At 42.2% G+C, this 15598-nt stretch carries 20 protein-coding genes; 13 read left to right on the forward strand and 7 right to left on the reverse strand.

Annotated features, from left to right (window positions below):
* Window positions 1-10 precede the first annotated feature (10 nt).
* Window positions 11-694, forward strand: coding sequence for a hypothetical protein (locus tag LJ658_RS00325; RefSeq protein WP_230544454.1), 684 nt, complete (start codon window positions 11-13; stop codon window positions 692-694).
* A gap of 48 nt (window positions 695-742) precedes the next feature.
* Window positions 743-2683, forward strand: coding sequence for an endo-alpha-N-acetylgalactosaminidase family protein (locus tag LJ658_RS00330; protein ID WP_230544455.1), 1941 nt, complete (start codon window positions 743-745; stop codon window positions 2681-2683).
* 16 nt (window positions 2684-2699) lie between these two features.
* Here the strand turns inward: LJ658_RS00330 and LJ658_RS00335 are convergent, their stop codons facing one another.
* Complete coding sequence (locus LJ658_RS00335) at window positions 2700-3917, reverse strand: glycosyltransferase family 87 protein (RefSeq protein ID WP_230544456.1); 1218 nt, start codon at window positions 3915-3917, stop codon at window positions 2700-2702.
* A gap of 29 nt (window positions 3918-3946) precedes the next feature.
* Complete coding sequence (locus LJ658_RS00340; RefSeq protein WP_230544457.1) at window positions 3947-5161, reverse strand: NAD(P)/FAD-dependent oxidoreductase; 1215 nt, start codon at window positions 5159-5161, stop codon at window positions 3947-3949.
* Here LJ658_RS00340 and LJ658_RS00345 point away from each other — a divergent pair.
* From LJ658_RS00345 to purE, 4 genes are all read left to right on the forward strand, one after another.
* Window positions 5160-5771, forward strand: coding sequence for an NADH-quinone oxidoreductase subunit A (locus tag LJ658_RS00345; RefSeq protein ID WP_230544458.1), 612 nt, complete (start codon window positions 5160-5162; stop codon window positions 5769-5771). The genes LJ658_RS00340 and LJ658_RS00345 overlap by 2 nt on opposite strands.
* Window positions 5764-6246 carry an NADH-quinone oxidoreductase subunit B gene (locus LJ658_RS00350; protein ID WP_230544459.1) on the forward strand — a complete coding sequence of 161 codons (483 nt, stop codon included), beginning with the start codon at window positions 5764-5766 and terminating at the stop codon, window positions 6244-6246. Before LJ658_RS00345 ends, LJ658_RS00350 begins: the two co-directional genes overlap by 8 nt.
* Window positions 6247-6331: 85 nt before the next feature.
* Window positions 6332-7471, forward strand: coding sequence for a 5-(carboxyamino)imidazole ribonucleotide synthase (locus LJ658_RS00355; RefSeq protein WP_230544460.1), 1140 nt, complete (start codon window positions 6332-6334; stop codon window positions 7469-7471).
* A 58-nt stretch (window positions 7472-7529) separates the two neighbouring features.
* Complete coding sequence (gene purE / locus LJ658_RS00360; protein WP_230544461.1) at window positions 7530-8027, forward strand: 5-(carboxyamino)imidazole ribonucleotide mutase; 498 nt, start codon at window positions 7530-7532, stop codon at window positions 8025-8027.
* On the opposite strand, the gene LJ658_RS00365 is transcribed toward purE, so the two are convergent.
* The gene (locus LJ658_RS00365) at window positions 8028-8447 is read right to left on the reverse strand and encodes a hypothetical protein (protein WP_230544462.1); all 420 of its coding nucleotides are present in this window, start codon (window positions 8445-8447) and stop codon (window positions 8028-8030) included. It lies immediately after the preceding gene.
* A gap of 34 nt (window positions 8448-8481) precedes the next feature.
* Entirely contained in the window at window positions 8482-9045 is a 564-nt protein-coding gene (locus LJ658_RS00370; protein WP_230544463.1) for a YqgE/AlgH family protein, read from the reverse strand.
* A gap of 118 nt (window positions 9046-9163) precedes the next feature.
* Here LJ658_RS00370 and pdxH point away from each other — a divergent pair, with 118 nt between their 5' ends.
* From pdxH to LJ658_RS00390, 4 genes are all read left to right on the forward strand, one after another.
* Window positions 9164-9811, forward strand: coding sequence for a pyridoxamine 5'-phosphate oxidase (gene pdxH / locus LJ658_RS00375; RefSeq protein ID WP_230544464.1), 648 nt, complete (start codon window positions 9164-9166; stop codon window positions 9809-9811).
* On the forward strand, window positions 9808-10305 hold the full coding sequence (locus LJ658_RS00380) for an NADH-quinone oxidoreductase subunit C (protein WP_230544465.1): 498 nt from the start codon (window positions 9808-9810) through the stop codon (window positions 10303-10305). Before pdxH ends, LJ658_RS00380 begins: the two co-directional genes overlap by 4 nt.
* Before the next feature lie 64 nt (window positions 10306-10369).
* Window positions 10370-10744, forward strand: a complete 375-nt coding sequence (locus tag LJ658_RS00385; protein ID WP_230544466.1) for a four helix bundle protein — start codon at window positions 10370-10372, stop codon at window positions 10742-10744.
* Window positions 10745-10835: 91 nt separating this feature from the next.
* Window positions 10836-11963: an NADH-quinone oxidoreductase subunit D gene (locus tag LJ658_RS00390; protein ID WP_230545444.1), complete on the forward strand. Its 1128-nt coding sequence runs from the start codon at window positions 10836-10838 to the stop codon at window positions 11961-11963.
* 85 nt (window positions 11964-12048) lie between these two features.
* Here LJ658_RS00390 and LJ658_RS00395 read toward each other — a convergent pair whose 3' ends face one another.
* Both LJ658_RS00395 and LJ658_RS00400 read right to left on the reverse strand, forming a co-directional pair.
* The gene (locus LJ658_RS00395; RefSeq protein ID WP_230544467.1) at window positions 12049-13146 is read right to left on the reverse strand and encodes a serine protease; all 1098 of its coding nucleotides are present in this window, start codon (window positions 13144-13146) and stop codon (window positions 12049-12051) included.
* Window positions 13147-13160: 14 nt separating this feature from the next.
* Window positions 13161-13733, reverse strand: a complete 573-nt coding sequence (locus tag LJ658_RS00400) for a sigma-70 family RNA polymerase sigma factor (protein ID WP_230544468.1) — start codon at window positions 13731-13733, stop codon at window positions 13161-13163.
* A 237-nt stretch (window positions 13734-13970) separates the two neighbouring features.
* On the opposite strand from LJ658_RS00400, the gene LJ658_RS00405 reads away from it, so the two are divergent.
* The 3 genes from LJ658_RS00405 (at window position 13971) to LJ658_RS00415 (ending at window position 15045) form a co-directional block, all read left to right on the forward strand.
* Window positions 13971-14219, forward strand: a complete 249-nt coding sequence (locus LJ658_RS00405) for a hypothetical protein (protein ID WP_230544469.1) — start codon at window positions 13971-13973, stop codon at window positions 14217-14219.
* 197 nt (window positions 14220-14416) lie between these two features.
* The gene (locus tag LJ658_RS00410; protein ID WP_230544470.1) at window positions 14417-14617 is read left to right on the forward strand and encodes a hypothetical protein; all 201 of its coding nucleotides are present in this window, start codon (window positions 14417-14419) and stop codon (window positions 14615-14617) included.
* Between the two features lie 245 nt (window positions 14618-14862).
* Complete coding sequence (locus LJ658_RS00415) at window positions 14863-15045, forward strand: hypothetical protein (RefSeq protein ID WP_230544471.1); 183 nt, start codon at window positions 14863-14865, stop codon at window positions 15043-15045.
* Between the two features lie 77 nt (window positions 15046-15122).
* On the opposite strand, the gene LJ658_RS00420 is transcribed toward LJ658_RS00415, so the two are convergent.
* Complete coding sequence (locus LJ658_RS00420; RefSeq protein WP_230544472.1) at window positions 15123-15581, reverse strand: PA2169 family four-helix-bundle protein; 459 nt, start codon at window positions 15579-15581, stop codon at window positions 15123-15125.
* Between the last annotated feature and the right edge of the window lie 17 nt (window positions 15582-15598).

Consider the following 15598-nt stretch of genomic DNA (forward strand, 5'->3'; position numbering starts at 1 on the left):
TTTATATCTTATGCGCCCAATTTTAATCATTTTATGCCTGCTGTTGTTATTTACAACAGCAAGATCACAATCATGGCAACCCGGCACCTTTTACGACGTTAAAGGAACGAAAAATACCGGACTTATACGTGTTGACCCCAGGGGAAAAGGCCCTATAAAAGATGAAGGTTTTATAGAATATAAAGAAAACGCCAAGGCCGACGCCATCAAACTAAGCGCCAGCGATCTGCGATCATTTGTAGCCGGCCGGGATAGCTTTATCGTTGCCGCGGCCCCCAAGCAGGGTTGGTCTAAATTTGATCTTGACTTTGTGCAGGTAGTGGTTGACGCACCTTTGCGGTTGTTTGCTGCTAAGGGTAGCGTTGGCGGCGGCGGTGGTAGCGGCTCGGGCATTGGGTTTGGTGTTGGCGGCGGTGCCGGGACTGGCGGTTTCGGTGGCGGATTGGGCGGTGGAATCTCTATTCCTATTGGCGGCAGCGGTCGCGGCAGTTCCAAGACCCTCTACTTCTATGGTGCAAATACAGCCGAAATGAAACTGATTACCAGCGAAAACTTTATTGATGTAATGAGCGAAATTATGGGCGATGAGCCTGATGTAGTTGAAAAGATCCAGACTAAAAAATTCGGTCCAAATAACATGGATAAGCTGATCGCCTATTTCAAACAGGTGCAGGCGGGGAATGTTAAAAAATAGAGATTGGTGGTTAGAGCTATGAGATCATATTTGCTATATTGAAATCTCATGAAATACAGATTTATCTTATTAGCCTGGCTTCTTTTCATTAATTCTACGCTTCCTTCAGAGGCCCAAACCGCTTATCCGTTCGGAAAAGATCTTTCGCAAACCATGACTTTCAAAATCATGCTGCGTTGTGCCACTGCTGACCAGATATCCAACCTGGATTTAGGCGCCGTATTGAAATATCTTAAACAGTTAGACAACATCACACGCGGGCTGCCCAAAGTGGTTATCCTTGGCGGTTACCAGCAAGACGGGCATGACCATCAGTATCCCTGGTGGACCCCGGCAGATAATACATTCTTTGCGCCCGGCGGCCTAAAAGGTAAAGCCGCACTAAGCTGGTTAATGCGGGAGGCCGTTAAATACCATACCCATTGCACTTTTCACGTAAACCCTTTTGATGCCTATATGGAGAGCCCAAAATGGGGCTATTACGCCGGTAAAGATTTGATATGCAGGGAAACAGACGGATCCTATTTAAAAGGGCAGAAATGGTGGGGACGGCAAAGCTATTTTGTAGACCTGGTAAATGAATGGAAGTCGGGCGTTACGAAAGAACGGATCGATGACCTGATCGCGGCTTTTCCCCAGCTGAAAGAAACTGGTGTTTTGTATTTTGATAACATTACCCAGTATCCGGCAAGCCCGTATCACCATCAAACAAGCAATGATCAGCGTAATACCATTAAACAGATAGCAATCTATCTTAAAAACAGCTACGGCATTCAATTAATTGGTGAGTACGGCGATAAACAGCTGTATGGATATCTTTCGCAGGGTATTACCTGGGATTGGGGCGAATACTCCTTAGGGATTAACCAAATGGAGGTACCACCCTACCTGATGTGTGGCGGGCGGGACATTGCTCATGACAAGCTGTTGAATCAACGCCTCGACATCAAACCTGCGCTACAGGTATTTGGCAGCAGCGTACAATTCGAAGACATCCAGTTTCAACACTTCCCGGACCGGGCGCAACGCGAATTTGCACACCACACACTCACCTATTTTAACCTGAACCGATTACTGCGCCAAAAATATACTATTGATAATGGCGACTATACATTAAACTTATCTGAAAATACCGTCAGCAACTATAAAAATGGTTTGCATACAATAACACAAGATGGCAATTTGATCAAATCAGGCTATGATGTTTTTATGCCGGTTTACTGGCTTGACCATCTTGAAACAATGTGTTATTCAATGGATGGAGGTATACGCAGGTGGGTGTTTCCGACAACCTGGGAAAATATCAAATCAGCAGATATTTACGTCATCACTCCCGACACCATAACGCTGAAGGAAAGTAACAGAAGAATAACCAATCATTCGATAAACTTAGCCATGAAAGCGGGCGAATGCCTGAGCATCGTTCCGCATGGCATAAACATACATCGCATCCGTACCATATATGAACTTCCGCCAAGCGGAACTGTCCGGTTCGATGAGCAAGATCAAAACACCAAAGGTAATTGGGTTGGCGCATACGGTAAATCGGGGTATGATGTCATCGGCGGGAAACGTCAACTACCATCGTCCATAAATTTAAATTACGTGGCCAATAATTTAGAAACCTGGGCCGCAAATTCAACCGATGTACGCGCTCCCTACCTATCTTCAAAAAAAGAAGGGCGTGTTGCGGCGGGGAATACAGCCCTGCTTCACGAAATAGCTGATGTTGATTTAAAAAACGGGGTTACGAAAAAAGTATCTCTTTATTTTCTTGACTGGCAACGTTATCACCGGCAAATGCTGGTTGATGTGATCGACGCGAATACCAAAAAGGTATTACAGTCAAATAGCTTGTCTGATTTTGATAATGGCGTTTATTTGAATTATTTGGTAACGGGACATGTCCAGTTTCGTATCACCCGCTTTTTTTATGATGGGTACAAAGATCCAAATTACCCGACTTTTTCAGGTATCTTCTTCGACTGATAGATTATTGAAATTTCTAACTGATTTTCAGCAACCAGTCTTTATTCACTAATCTTTCATATTGCTGATCGATCTTTGATTTTTGGGTAACAAAGTCTTTGAGCAGTAACTCGTAAACTATTTTTACCCAAATGATGATTACCGGCCAGGCCTTCACCGAGTAACGGGCTATATACGGCTGACGAATAAATTTGGGCACTGCATCTGTTAACCCAAGCCCCGTTATTACTAATACCAGCACCAGGAAAATGATATTGATGGTTGAATAAGGCTTATCCTGGATCAGCATCCAAATAAAAACCCCGGTTACGGCAATAATATAAGTTGGATGCTCGGCACCGGTACTAAAAATCACTATAAATATCAATGCCGATGCCAATACCTGCGCACGGTACATAAACGACTTATACTGTTTAAACCGCAGCAATGGCAGTAAAAACAATATGGCCCCGCCAATTAGAAATGGCAGGTTAGGCACATTGATATTGCCGGTTACGCGCCTTGCTACTCCCATTACGCAAATGTCCTGCGGCGAGTCAAAATAAGCATTAAGCCCAACTTTTCCATGCACCGCGGCTAACCATTGCGGATAGGAGTTGATTACAAAAGACGGGCTGCTCAATAACATGGGTAAGGCGGCAAATACCACCAGCCAGATCCCTGCCCACAATATAAACTTGCCCTTATTCCGGGAAAACAGGAGGAAAGTGAGCCCAATAACGGGGTAAAGCTTTATCAGAAAACCCAATACAATAAACAAGGTGGCCCATTGGTCTTTACCGCGCTCAACCAAAATAAAGCTGAGCAATATCATGGCAGTTATAGCCGGGTTAAACTGCATGTAAAATACGGCGTTGGCGTATTCAATAGCACAGAGTAATAGCAACTGATTTTTTTGCCGGATGGTAAATGGCAGCAGATGAATAGCCACCAAAATGGCTATCGCGTTGGCCAGTTCCCACAACAGGAAACCCCAGGCATGCGGCAATAGAGCCGATGGCGCAATTATTACCGGAAAGACCGGCCCGTAATAATACATATCACCATACTCCTGCGGGTAGGCGTCGTAAAGGTTCTTCCCGGCCCTGGCATGATAATACGAAGCACGAAAGATCTTGTAGTTGTTATCAATATGGCGGGTATATTTAAACAGGCAGGTATAAGCTGCAACGGCAATGTATAGTACCCAAAGCCATTGATAACCTGTTAAATAAAGAACCCGTTTATTGGTCATAACAACAATATTACAATTATTTTTAATAGTTAAAGTTGCTGCGCTATTACAAAGCCGCTGGCCCAGGCCCATTGAAAATTATAACCTCCCAACCAGCCGGTAACGTCAACACACTCGCCACCGAAGAAAAGGCCGGGTATTTTTTTTGCTTCCAATGATTTGGATGACAGTTCATCGGTTGATACGCCACCGCGCATTACCTCGGCTTTATCATAGCCTTTATCGCCGGCAGGTTTAACTTTAAAATGATGAATCAGGTTAGTTATGTTCTCCAGGTCTGTATTGCTTAAAGTGGCCAGGTTCTTGTCAACCGGCAGGTAGCCGCTTAATGCTTCAACAAATTTACGGGTATAAATAGTAGCCAGATAATTAAGCAAGGTTTTTTTACCGTTCACCTCCCGTTCTTCCTGTATCAGCTCGGTTATATTTTCGTTAGGTAACAGATCGATATAAATAAATTCGCCGGCCTTCCAGTAAGATGAGATCTGTAAAATAGCCGGACCGCTCAGGCCCCAGTGGGTAAACAGGATATTTTCTTCAAAGCTGGCCCTGTCATTCCACACCCGGCAAAAGATGCTGTTGCCGGATAGCTGCTCATACCATTGTTGGTCTTTACCCGTAATGGTCAGCGGAACCAATGCCGGTGCGGTATCAACAATCTTTAAATCGAATTTACGGGCAACACTAAGGCCAAAATCTGTCGCCCCCATTTTTTGTATGGGTAATCCGCCCGCGGCAATAACTACTTTTGGCGTGTGGATGCGTATTTCCCGCCCATGCTTTTCGTACACTACCTCAAAACCATCGCCAGTTTGTTCTATGCTTTTCACGTCTGCGTCGCAGCGGATCTCCTGGCCCAGATCATGACACAGGTCTGTAAAAACTTTTACGATGTCTTTGGCTTTATCGCTAACCGGGAAGAGTTGACCAAGTGTCTTTTCTTTGCCTTGTATCCCGTATGTTTCAAAAAAATTTAGCGTGTCGTCCACCGTCCACTGCGCAAAGGCTGATTTGCTAAAATGCTCATTATCTGATATAAACTGTTTTGGCGATGCGTAGAGATTAGTATAATTACATCTGCCTCCGCCGCTGATCAGGATCTTGGCGCCCACCTTGTCGTTCTTCTCCAAAATCAAAGTACGCTTGCCTAAAAACCCGGCCTGCACGGCACACATTAATCCACACGCGCCACCGCCAATAATTATAGCATCAAAATCTGTTTGTTTTATTAAATTTGCCGGCATGGTTGAAGTTTCGCAAATATCAGAATTTGGAAAGATACTTATCTTTTTAATTACAGGAATAATCCTGGTGGGCCTGATATTTCTTTTGAACCGCCTTATTGCACCCAATAACCCCACGCCGGAGAAGCTGACATCTTACGAATGTGGTGAAGAGCCAACGGGCAATGCCTGGCTGCCTTTTAACTCGCGCTTTTACGTAATTGCCTTAATATTTTTACTGTTTGATGTGGAGATGGTGTTTATCTTCCCCTGGGCAACGGTATTTGGCAGCCATGAAATTATTGCGGCCGATGCGCGCTGGGGATGGTTCTCATTAGCCGAAATGTTTATTTTCCTGGGGATATTGATCCTCGGATTGGTATACGTTTGGGTTAAGGGAGATCTTGACTGGATAAAACCCAAACCGGCAATACCTGCCACAAATACAAACATCCCGACATCATTATATGATCAGATAAATAAAGAACAAAGTGTATTTAAGGTTAGGGCATTTGCTTTAGAACCGGTGGTGGCGACCGCTGCGACCGCACCTGTTGCATCAACTGCCGGGCCTGCACCGATACGCAAGCCCATGTTTAAGCCTACCTTTAAAAAACCAGCCGATGAGTAACGATATAAACAGCGAAGGCGGCGGCATAGTAGTCACCAAATTAAATGACCTGTTAAATTGGTCGCGGTTATCCTCATTATGGCCCATGGGTTTCGGCATAGCCTGCTGCGCGATAGAAATGATGGGATCATACGCTTCCACTTATGATATGGATAGGCTGGGTGTATTCCCCCGCCCGTCTGCCCGGCAATCTGACGTTATTATTATTGCGGGCACCGTTACCTTTAAAATGGCCGAGCGGATTAAACGCCTTTATGAACAAATGCCCGAGCCTAAATATGTGATCTCTATGGGGTCGTGTTCAAATTGTGGCGGTCCTTACTGGCAGCATGGTTATCATGTGGTAAAAGGCGTTGACCGTGTTATTCCGGTTGATATTTACGTACAGGGCTGCCCTCCGCGCCCCGAAGCCCTGATAGGTGCAATTTTAGAGCTGCAGAAAAAGATCGAAGGCGAGCATTTGATAAAAGGATAACACCCCTCATTTCGCAATTGTTATCCGCCTAATGTAAATTCGCCTATGCTTTTTGAAAGATTTAGGGTAAACTTGCAGTACAAAAATGAAAGCATTTTACGGAGATCTTAAACTGGGTATTTTAGGCGGCGGACAATTGGGCCGTATGTTAATCCAACAAGCCATTAACTATAATGTAACGGTTAAAGTACTTGACCCGGATCGCGAAGCGCCCTGCCGCAAACTATGTGATGAATTTATGGCCGGATCACTGGGCGATTACGAAACCGTTTATAAATTCGGTAAAAAAGTCGACCTGCTTACCATCGAGATTGAGAAGGTTAATGTAGACGCGCTGGAGCAATTGGAAAAAGAAGGCGTGTTAGTATATCCTCAGCCAAGAATAATCCGGCTGATACAGGATAAGGGCCTGCAGAAGCAGTTCTTTAAAGAGAATGATATACCAACTGCCGAATTTAAAATAATATCGTCAGTTGATGAACTTAAAAAAACCGGCATCCCCTACCCTTACATACAAAAATTAAGGCGCGATGGCTATGATGGCCGTGGCGTTTATAAAGTGATTGACGAAAGCTATCTGCCCAACGCCTTTACCGAACCAAGTTTGGTTGAGCGACTGATAGACTTTGAAAAAGAGATAGGCGTTATCGCGGCCCGTAATGAAAGTGGCGAGGTAAGTACCTTCCCCTTGGTTGAAATGGAATTTAATCCGGATGTTAATCTGGTTGAGTTCCTGATATCGCCTTCTACCCTATCTTTTGAGATACAGCAGGAAGCCGAACGTATTGCCAAAAAAATTGCCGAAGATTTAAAGATTGTTGGTTTACTGGCTGTTGAGATGTTTTTAACCAAAGATGGAAAGATCCTGGTAAATGAACTGGCGCCGCGCCCGCATAACAGCGGTCATCAGAGTATTGAGGGTAATGTGGTATCGCAATTCGAGCAGCATCTGCGCGCCATATTTAACCAGCCGTTGGGCGATACAACCTGCCTGAGCAACGCAGTTATGATAAACATACTGGGCGAGCCTGGCTTTGAGGGCCCGGCAGTTTACCAGGGGATTGAAAAAATATTAAAATGCCCCGGCGTATATGTACATTTATATGGTAAGGCGCTAACCAAGCCGTTCCGCAAAATGGGGCATGTTACCATTATTAATGCGGATAGAGAAAAAGCAATTGAAACGGCAAGGTTTGTGCAACGGACGTTGAAAGTAATAAGCTAATAATATTAACACCACGTCATTGCCGGAAGTGAAACGACGTCTTGGTAAAATAAACTATATGAACTCTCCAAAAATAGGAATCATCATGGGCAGCAAATCGGATCTTCCGGTTATGCAGGATGCCGCCGACGTGTTAACAGAACTGGGTGTAGCCTACGAAATTACCGTCGTATCGGCACACCGCACACCCGACCGTATGTTCACTTACGCCCGTGAAGCCGCCGGCCGGGGCTTAAAGGTAATTATTGCCGGCGCCGGTGGCGCGGCGCATTTGCCGGGCATGGTAGCTTCGTTAACGCACTTACCGGTTATCGGCGTACCGGTGAAATCCAGCAACTCAATTGATGGCTGGGATTCTATCTTATCCATCCTTCAAATGCCTAATGGTATCCCGGTAGCTACAGTAGCTTTAAACGCGGCAAAGAACGCAGGCATATTGGCAGCTCAGATTATTTCTACTGCGGATGATGCGATTGTTCAAAACCTGATCGCTTACAAAGAAAATCTGAAGAAAAAGGTTGAGGAATCAGCAGAAGAAATGAAGGCTAATCAATAGTTAATCAAATGCCAGCGTATCTACGCCCAATACTTTCTCAACATGGCATTTGCATCCGCCGGTTATCTTAAACATAGTCGTCTTGGTTTGATTGGTTGCCGGATTGGTTGCTGATACCAATACCTCATCGCCTTCGGTTGATAATTGCGACTTCGCGCTATCGTCCGCCACTATGTAATAACCTATACCAAAAGGATTTGCCGGTGGGTTTGAATTGACCATATTCAAATGGGTACGCTGGTTAACCGCGGTATAATTTTGAACCACGATTGCAGTACCATTCTTATCTGTAAAATGGATCCCGATGATGGCGAACAATGTGGTACATACCTGTGCATCGCAACCTGACTGTTGCACTGACTTTTTATGACAGCTTAAACAACTGCCAATCATTAACAAAATAAAAAGTTTCCTGATCATATTAATTAGCCGCTAACCTTTAATTACCCAAATCTCAGTTCAACTGCGGATTTTCAGGGAAATTGGCAATATGCGCATAACGGTTACCCAGGCTTATTACTACTTCCTTCCACATGTTTTGTTCTGAAACGGTAAAAATGGTTTGAGCGCTACACTTCTCGGCAACTATCCAGCTATTTTCTTTTAGCTCCTCGTCAAGCTGGCTTGGTGTCCAGCCCGAGTAGCCCATAAAAAACTTAATCTCGCTTTCATCAAGCTGATAATTTGATACCAGTTGTTTTATGGTTTTAAAATCACCACCCCAGTAAATCCCGTTGCAAATTTCAATGCCACCTTCAATCTTGTCAGGTACGCAATGTATAAAATGCAGGGTATTGGCGGCTACCGGCCCGCCGATATAAACCGGTATCTCAGAGTATGAAGTGTCGGGCAAAACGTCGCCCAATAAATAGTCGCTTTGATGATTTAATATAAAGCCCATGGCTCCGCTATCGGCATATTCTGTTAGCAAAATAACCGACCTTTTAAAATTCGGGTCCAGCATAAAAGGCTCCGAAATTAATAGGCGGCCCGCCGCGGCTGTGATAGAATTTAACATAGACGTTTTTTTAAATTATGACTAAATTAACAAGCTAAAGTAAAATATGTTCGGCTGGCATAACATGAAATACAATATTAACTATTTACGGTATAATTAATTTGTAAGTTTGCAGTAAATGAATCAGGAAGAATTACAAAATCTAAGAAAAGATTACAGTGCTGAAACTTTAACAGAAACCAGCATAAATGCTAATCCCATAAAACAGTTTGATATATGGTTTAATGAGGCTGTTGAGGCCAGGATCCATGAACCAAATGCCATGACGCTGGCAACCGCTACTACGGACGGCCGGCCCTCTGCGCGGATTGTTTTATTGAAGGGATTTGATATCAACGGCTTTGCTTTTTACACTAATTATTTAAGCCGTAAAGGGAAAGAAATAACCAAAAACCCATTAGGCGCTATCACCTTTTACTGGGGCGAGTTAGAGCGGCAGGTACGTATTGAAGGTAATATAGAGAAACTGAGCAAAGAGCAATCAGAAAAATATTTCCATTCGCGCCCAAAAGGCAGCCAGATCAGCGCCCTTGCCTCTCCGCAAAGCCAGGAGATAGCCAGCCGCGATATATTGGAAAGCAAAATCAGCCAGTTAGAAGAAGAGTATGCGGATAAAGATGTTCCTAAACCATCTTTTTGGGGCGGATATATTTTAAAGCCGCGTTTGATAGAATTTTGGCAAGGCAGGCCAAGCCGTTTACATGACCGCATCCTGTACAAGAAAATAGATAACAAAAACTGGAAAAGAGTACGCATTGCCCCATGAGTTTTGAGGATATTAAATTATTGCTGGCCGGTAAATTTGGCGCTGAGATAATTGAAGGAGAAGAAACGGGCGGCCTGCAACCCGCCCTGTTGATTGCCCCGGACAAAATTGCGGACGTATGCCTTGAACTGCGCAATAATTCAAAAACTTATTTTGATTTCCTGTCGTGCCTTACGGGTGTTGATTATGGCGCTGAAGCCGGGCGTTTTGGTGTGGTATATCATCTAGCATCGATGCCATACCAGTTACAGCTTACTTTAAAAATCAGTAAAGAATATGACCGGGCCAACGGCGAGCCGGTTTTTAAAAGTATTGCCGATGTTTACCGTACCGCCGACTGGCATGAGCGTGAGGCTTATGATCTGGTTGGAATATTTTTTGAAGGACACCCTGATCTGCGCCGTATCCTGTTGCCGGACGACTGGGAAGGATATCCGTTGAGAAAAGATTATAAAACAGCGGAGTATTATAAAGGAATAAAAATAGATTTTTGATATCGGATTTCGGATGTTCGATTTCGAATTTATTGAATGCCGATTGACGATTTAGGAATTAATAATGGATAAAACAGAATTAAAACAACGGGCGCAAAAATTTGCTGTCGATGTAATTAAATTTATTGAAAGCCTGCCTGGCGGCCGATCGATTAATGTTTTAACCAATCAGGTATTAAGAAGTTCAACATCAGTAGGTGCTAATTATCGTGCTGCCTACAAAGGAAAATCAACAGCCGACTTTATCAATAAAATTGTAATTTGTGAGGAGGAGGCTGATGAATCAATTTATTGGTTTGATTTGATGGAAGAAGCCGGATTGATTTCACCAACTATTATAGCCCCATTGAAAAAAGAAGCAAATGAACTTACTGCTATATTTACCGCAATAGGCAAAACTGCTAAAGAAAATCAACGAATTAAAAATTCAAAAAAATAAATCCGAAATCGAACATCCGATATCCGAAATCATTGTGACTGACGCATTAAAAGCATATCACCAAAAAATAGCCGACGCCAGCGTCGAGGACATGGTGCTGAACATGGGGCCGCAGCATCCGTCGACTCACGGCGTTTTGCGGTTGGAGTTAATAACTGACGGCGAAATAGTTAAAGAGGTTATCCCCCACATGGGTTACCTGCATCGCTGTTTCGAAAAACATGCCGAGTCGCTTACCTACCAGCAAACTATTCCATTTACCGACAGGTTAGATTACCTGGCATCAATGAATAACAGCCATGCCTGGGTGATGGGGGTTGAGCGTATGCTGGGCATTGATCAGGATATCCCTAAACGTGTTGAATACATTCGGGTGCTGGTTTGCGAAATGAACCGTATTGCCTCGCATTTAATTGCGGTTGGTACCTATGGTATTGATATTGGCGCCTTTACTCCGTTTTTATGGCTGTTTAAAGATCGCGAACATATTATGGGGATGCTGGAATGGGCATCCGGCTCGCGCATGTTATATAACTATATTTGGGTGGGTGGGCTATTTTATGATTTGCCCGTTGGCTTTGAAGAGCGCTGCCGCGAGTTTATTAACTATTTTAAACCCAAAATGGTTGAGTTAAATCAACTATTAACCGACAATCAGATATTCATCAGCCGCACCGCCAATGTTGGCGTATTGCCGAGGGATGTAGCCATTAACTACGGTTGCTCGGGCCCTATGCTGCGTGGATCCGGCTTAAAATGGGATTTGCGCCGGATAGACGGCTACTCTGTTTATCCTGAACTTGATTTTGATATCCCCGTAGGCGCAGGACTAATGGGTACTGTTGGTGATTGTTGGGATAGATATAAAGTACGGATTGACGAAATAGAGCAATCACTAAAAATAATGGAGCAATGTCTTGATCGCCTGCAAAACGAGTTAAAACGCACTGTCGATTTTGATCCGCGCGCCAAACTGCCGCGAAAGCTTACCCCAAAACCACAAGACTATTACATAAGATGCGAAGGCGCCAAAGGCGAACTTGGTTTTTATTTTATCCACAGCGACACCCGGTCTGAAATACCTTTCCGTGCCAAGGTACGTGCACCCAGCTTCAATAACCTGTCTGTATTGCCCGAGATAGCCAAAGGCGTTATGATAGCAGATTTAATTGCTATTGTTGGCAGTATTGACTTTGTTTTGGGGGAAGTGGACAGGTAACTCCTGTAGCCGACGACATATCCAGATACAAGAAAGGCGCTATAAGCGCCTTTTCCCGTCCATAGGTAAATGGTGTATTTATTGATTAATAAACTTTAACCATAAATACAAAGTTCTTTGCCTTAGCAGCTTTCTGCGCCTCGGTTAAACCGGCCAGCGTATTCTTTTTGCTTAAAACAATTTTGCTGTCCAAAGAATCAGCAGGTATATTTTTAATGGCATCCAGTAAATATTTTGCTTTTATGGCAAAATGCTCACCTTCAATGTGTGCCTCTTTTGAATCGGTAATCCCAATTACGTTTCCTTTGCTATCCCATAGCGGGCCGCCACTGTTACCCGGGTTAATAGGCATGGTAACCTTATAATGCAGGGTATCACCGTTTTGGCCAAATAATGATGACAATGAACCCGGTACATAAGCGGGGTAACCATCCGGATAGCCATAAGTAGAGATCTGCTCGGCCAGGTTACTTTCTGCCCTTTTAAATGTATAAGGTATCGTACCCAATGGTTCAAAAGATTTATCAGTGATCTTTAAGATAGCTATATCATGCTGCGGCTCGCTGTATAAAACTTCTGCCTTATAAGTTATACCACTGGCACTTTGAACAGATACCGCGTTTACACCATCCACAACGTGGTAATTGGTAGCAATTAATCCGCCTGAGGTAATAGCAAAACCGGTAGCGCTGGCACTGTATCTATCAGCAACGGGTTTTCCTTTTTCTGACTTGATAGCATTGATAGAGCGGCTTAAATTGGTATTTGACCGGTCAAGCCTGTCAACCTTGTTCTTCAGTTCTACAATTTTAGAGCTGTCGTTATTATTTAATTTACCGGTAAATAACAAAGCACTTAAAACTGCAAATATAGCTACCGACGCTGCCACAGATATTTTTGAATGATGATTGCGCCATAGCTGAACGATCCATACCGGATGCACCATCAGGTTTTCTTTTAACGTATGGACGTCAATCTCGTCATGTATAGCGTTTAAACGGCTCTCCAGCTCAACACGCTCGCCATATTGCTTAAGCAGGTTGGTAAAAAGTTTATGTTCAACAACTTTTCCATCCACCTCTGCATTTTCTTTGCGCAGCAATTCAAATTTCTTACGCTCATCGGCCTTCATTTCGCCGTTAAGGTAACGTTCAATTACTTCTAAAAGTTGATTATCGCTCATTTTCTTACTCCTTCTTATTTCTGCTGAAAAAACAACTTCTTCAGCCTTTGCAGGCATTTATATTTTTGCGTTTTGGCATTATCTGCATTGGTATAGCCAAAACGTTCGCAGATATCCTGCATTGATCTGTTGTGTATATAAAAGTCTTCCATAATGGTTTTACACGGCTCGCCTAACAACTGTAATGCACTTTCCATTTTTACAAACTGCACATTCCGGTCATTATGTTGCTCAGCTTCATCTTCCTCAATCGGCAGATATTCCTGAAAATCCCTGATATCCCCGCCATAGCGGTTAATCTGGGTCAGCCTTTTTAACCAAAGCCTTCTGCAAATTGAATAAATGTAAGTTTTAAGCTTACTGCTTAACTCAAAATCCCCGGCTTTAACTTTATTATAAAGAACTATTATGGCTTCCTGGTAAATATCCTTAGCATCATCTACATTGCCGTTATTATTAATAATCAGTTGTAATACCATCGGAAAATATGCCGTATACAATCGTTTTAAGGCGCTTTCCGAATTATTTAGTATCCCAAGAATAACTTCGCTGTCTGTTGGCGTTGAATCTTTTAGCTGTTTACTCACTAGTCTATATACATTACTTAATACTATTTATAACAAATGGTAACCCATTGTTGTAATAAAAATCTAAATTAAATAATTATTGCGGTTGGCAGTTTTATAATTTCGGCAGTATAACATCACAAACAAATAACCCTTTCATTTGCAAACAGTTAAAATACCATAATAAATTGTTTGGCATGTTTAATGCATATGGGTTATATTATTAAAACACTTATCAATATTTAATTAGCAAAAACCATGAAAAGCACTTTAAAAAACAGCCTTGTGGCTTTAGCAATTGCCGCTTCATTTGCGGCCTGTAAAGGTAAAGGATCTGCAGCTGTTGATTCCGTAAAAACCGATTCGTCGTCCACCACATTAATAACCGATACCACCAAAAAAGACACCAATTCTATGATTCCGGATTCTTTAAAAAAGGACACAAACGTTAATACAAAAAAAACAGAGGTTAAAACAAAAACAACCGAGATCAAAAAGAAGCCCTGATAATTTACCTGTTTAACCAACAAAAAAAAGACAAGCTAAATTTAGCTTGTCTTTTTTTTGTTGGTTGCCAATTGAAGTTTATAATATTTGTATTTTTATGGCTATATTAGTGCCGCATTTATAAACATATGTAACTTTTTATAAACGCATTATGTAAAAAGGTAATATTCACATTTATTTAAACCCAACAACACACAATGAAAAATTTATTCAAAATTACCCTGGTAGCTTTAACCGTTGTATCATTTGCAGCCTGCAAAGGTAAATCTACCGCTACTACAGATTCTGTAAAAGTTGACTCAACTAAAAAAGACACCACAGTTAAAGTTGACACAACCAAAAAAGACACCGTTAAGACTACAACAACCGTAAAAAAAGATTCTACTAAAAAAATGTAATCTTTTAGCTTAAAGCTAAAGTGAGGTCGTTATTTAAATAACGACCTTTTTTTTTGCCATCTGACCAGGTCTTCCACGGTTACAACAACTATAAATTAATACCGAAAAAAATAAATTTTGCATCTTTTATAGCTGATTATTAGTTTTTTATCAAAAGGTAATACATTATTTTACAAATAGCGGGTTACCTTTTGCCGTTTATTGTATTAATAACAAAACTATATAGTCACTTTAAAAATTTTAACATGAAAAATTCATTCAAAATCGCCGCTATCGCTTTAGTTATGGCTTCTTTCGTTGCTTGCAAAGGTTCAAGCACTACTACTACAGATTCAGTTAAAACTGATTCAGTAAAAACTGACACTACTAAAGTTGTTGATACAACTAAAGTTGATACAGTAAAAAAAGACACTACTAAAAAAATGTAATCTTTGATGATCACAAATAAAAAGGCCTCCCGGTTTACCGCGGAGGCCTTTTTATTTAACCGGAATTTTACCGGAAATTAGTCGTTCGATACTGAATCACGCAATGCTTTGATCTCATCATGCGATTGTGATAAAATTGCCTGTTGGTCATTCAGTATATCCCTGATAAAAGCAGGCAGGTGTTCTTCGTTTAAAGCTGATTGATAAGCCTTCTTAATAGCGTCTTCGCCAAACTCGCACTCTTCTAAAATGCTTTTTTCGCTATGTCCCGAGAAAGCAGCCTTAACTTCAAGCCAGGTACGATGGATAGTACCGCTTACCGTTGTGGTGTTATCTGCATCATTGCCCAGTACCTGGATTTCTTCAGTCAGGGTCGATTTAAATTGCTGGCTCTCCAATATCTTATTATTAAAAACAGATACCAATTCGGCGTCATCTTTAGTTTCCTTTATGGCGCTTTCATAACCTCTGATACGGTCATTGTTAATTTGAACCAGGTCGTTCAATGTTTCGATTGTTGCTTTATTGTTTTCCATTTTTATAGTTATTTAAT

The sequence above is a fragment of the Mucilaginibacter sp. UR6-11 genome, assembly GCF_020880695.1.
In the GTDB taxonomy this organism is placed as follows: Bacteria; Bacteroidota; Bacteroidia; order Sphingobacteriales; family Sphingobacteriaceae; genus Mucilaginibacter.

What these genes read in the sequence shown, in the direction of transcription:
- pdxH (WP_230544464.1), top strand. Translation starts at nt 9,164, where the DNA reads ATGAATCAGGAAGAATTACAAAATCTAAGAAAAGATTACAGTGCTGAA.
- LJ658_RS00365 (WP_230544462.1), bottom strand. Translation starts at nt 8,447, where the DNA reads ATGATCAGGAAACTTTTTATTTTGTTAATGATTGGCAGTTGTTTAAGC.
- LJ658_RS00415 (WP_230544471.1), top strand. Translation starts at nt 14,863, where the DNA reads ATGAAAAATTCATTCAAAATCGCCGCTATCGCTTTAGTTATGGCTTCT.
- LJ658_RS00380 (WP_230544465.1), top strand. Translation starts at nt 9,808, where the DNA reads ATGAGTTTTGAGGATATTAAATTATTGCTGGCCGGTAAATTTGGCGCT.
- LJ658_RS00405 (WP_230544469.1), top strand. Translation starts at nt 13,971, where the DNA reads ATGAAAAGCACTTTAAAAAACAGCCTTGTGGCTTTAGCAATTGCCGCT.
- LJ658_RS00420 (WP_230544472.1), bottom strand. Translation starts at nt 15,581, where the DNA reads ATGGAAAACAATAAAGCAACAATCGAAACATTGAACGACCTGGTTCAA.
- LJ658_RS00385 (WP_230544466.1), top strand. Translation starts at nt 10,370, where the DNA reads ATGGATAAAACAGAATTAAAACAACGGGCGCAAAAATTTGCTGTCGAT.
- LJ658_RS00330 (WP_230544455.1), top strand. Translation starts at nt 743, where the DNA reads ATGAAATACAGATTTATCTTATTAGCCTGGCTTCTTTTCATTAATTCT.
- LJ658_RS00395 (WP_230544467.1), bottom strand. Translation starts at nt 13,146, where the DNA reads ATGAGCGATAATCAACTTTTAGAAGTAATTGAACGTTACCTTAACGGC.
- LJ658_RS00410 (WP_230544470.1), top strand. Translation starts at nt 14,417, where the DNA reads ATGAAAAATTTATTCAAAATTACCCTGGTAGCTTTAACCGTTGTATCA.
- LJ658_RS00345 (WP_230544458.1), top strand. Translation starts at nt 5,160, where the DNA reads ATGGTTGAAGTTTCGCAAATATCAGAATTTGGAAAGATACTTATCTTT.
- LJ658_RS00340 (WP_230544457.1), bottom strand. Translation starts at nt 5,161, where the DNA reads ATGCCGGCAAATTTAATAAAACAAACAGATTTTGATGCTATAATTATT.
- LJ658_RS00390 (WP_230545444.1), top strand. Translation starts at nt 10,836, where the DNA reads ATGGTGCTGAACATGGGGCCGCAGCATCCGTCGACTCACGGCGTTTTG.
- LJ658_RS00325 (WP_230544454.1), top strand. Translation starts at nt 11, where the DNA reads ATGCGCCCAATTTTAATCATTTTATGCCTGCTGTTGTTATTTACAACA.
- purE (WP_230544461.1), top strand. Translation starts at nt 7,530, where the DNA reads ATGAACTCTCCAAAAATAGGAATCATCATGGGCAGCAAATCGGATCTT.
- LJ658_RS00350 (WP_230544459.1), top strand. Translation starts at nt 5,764, where the DNA reads ATGAGTAACGATATAAACAGCGAAGGCGGCGGCATAGTAGTCACCAAA.
- LJ658_RS00370 (WP_230544463.1), bottom strand. Translation starts at nt 9,045, where the DNA reads ATGTTAAATTCTATCACAGCCGCGGCGGGCCGCCTATTAATTTCGGAG.
- LJ658_RS00335 (WP_230544456.1), bottom strand. Translation starts at nt 3,917, where the DNA reads ATGACCAATAAACGGGTTCTTTATTTAACAGGTTATCAATGGCTTTGG.
- LJ658_RS00355 (WP_230544460.1), top strand. Translation starts at nt 6,332, where the DNA reads ATGAAAGCATTTTACGGAGATCTTAAACTGGGTATTTTAGGCGGCGGA.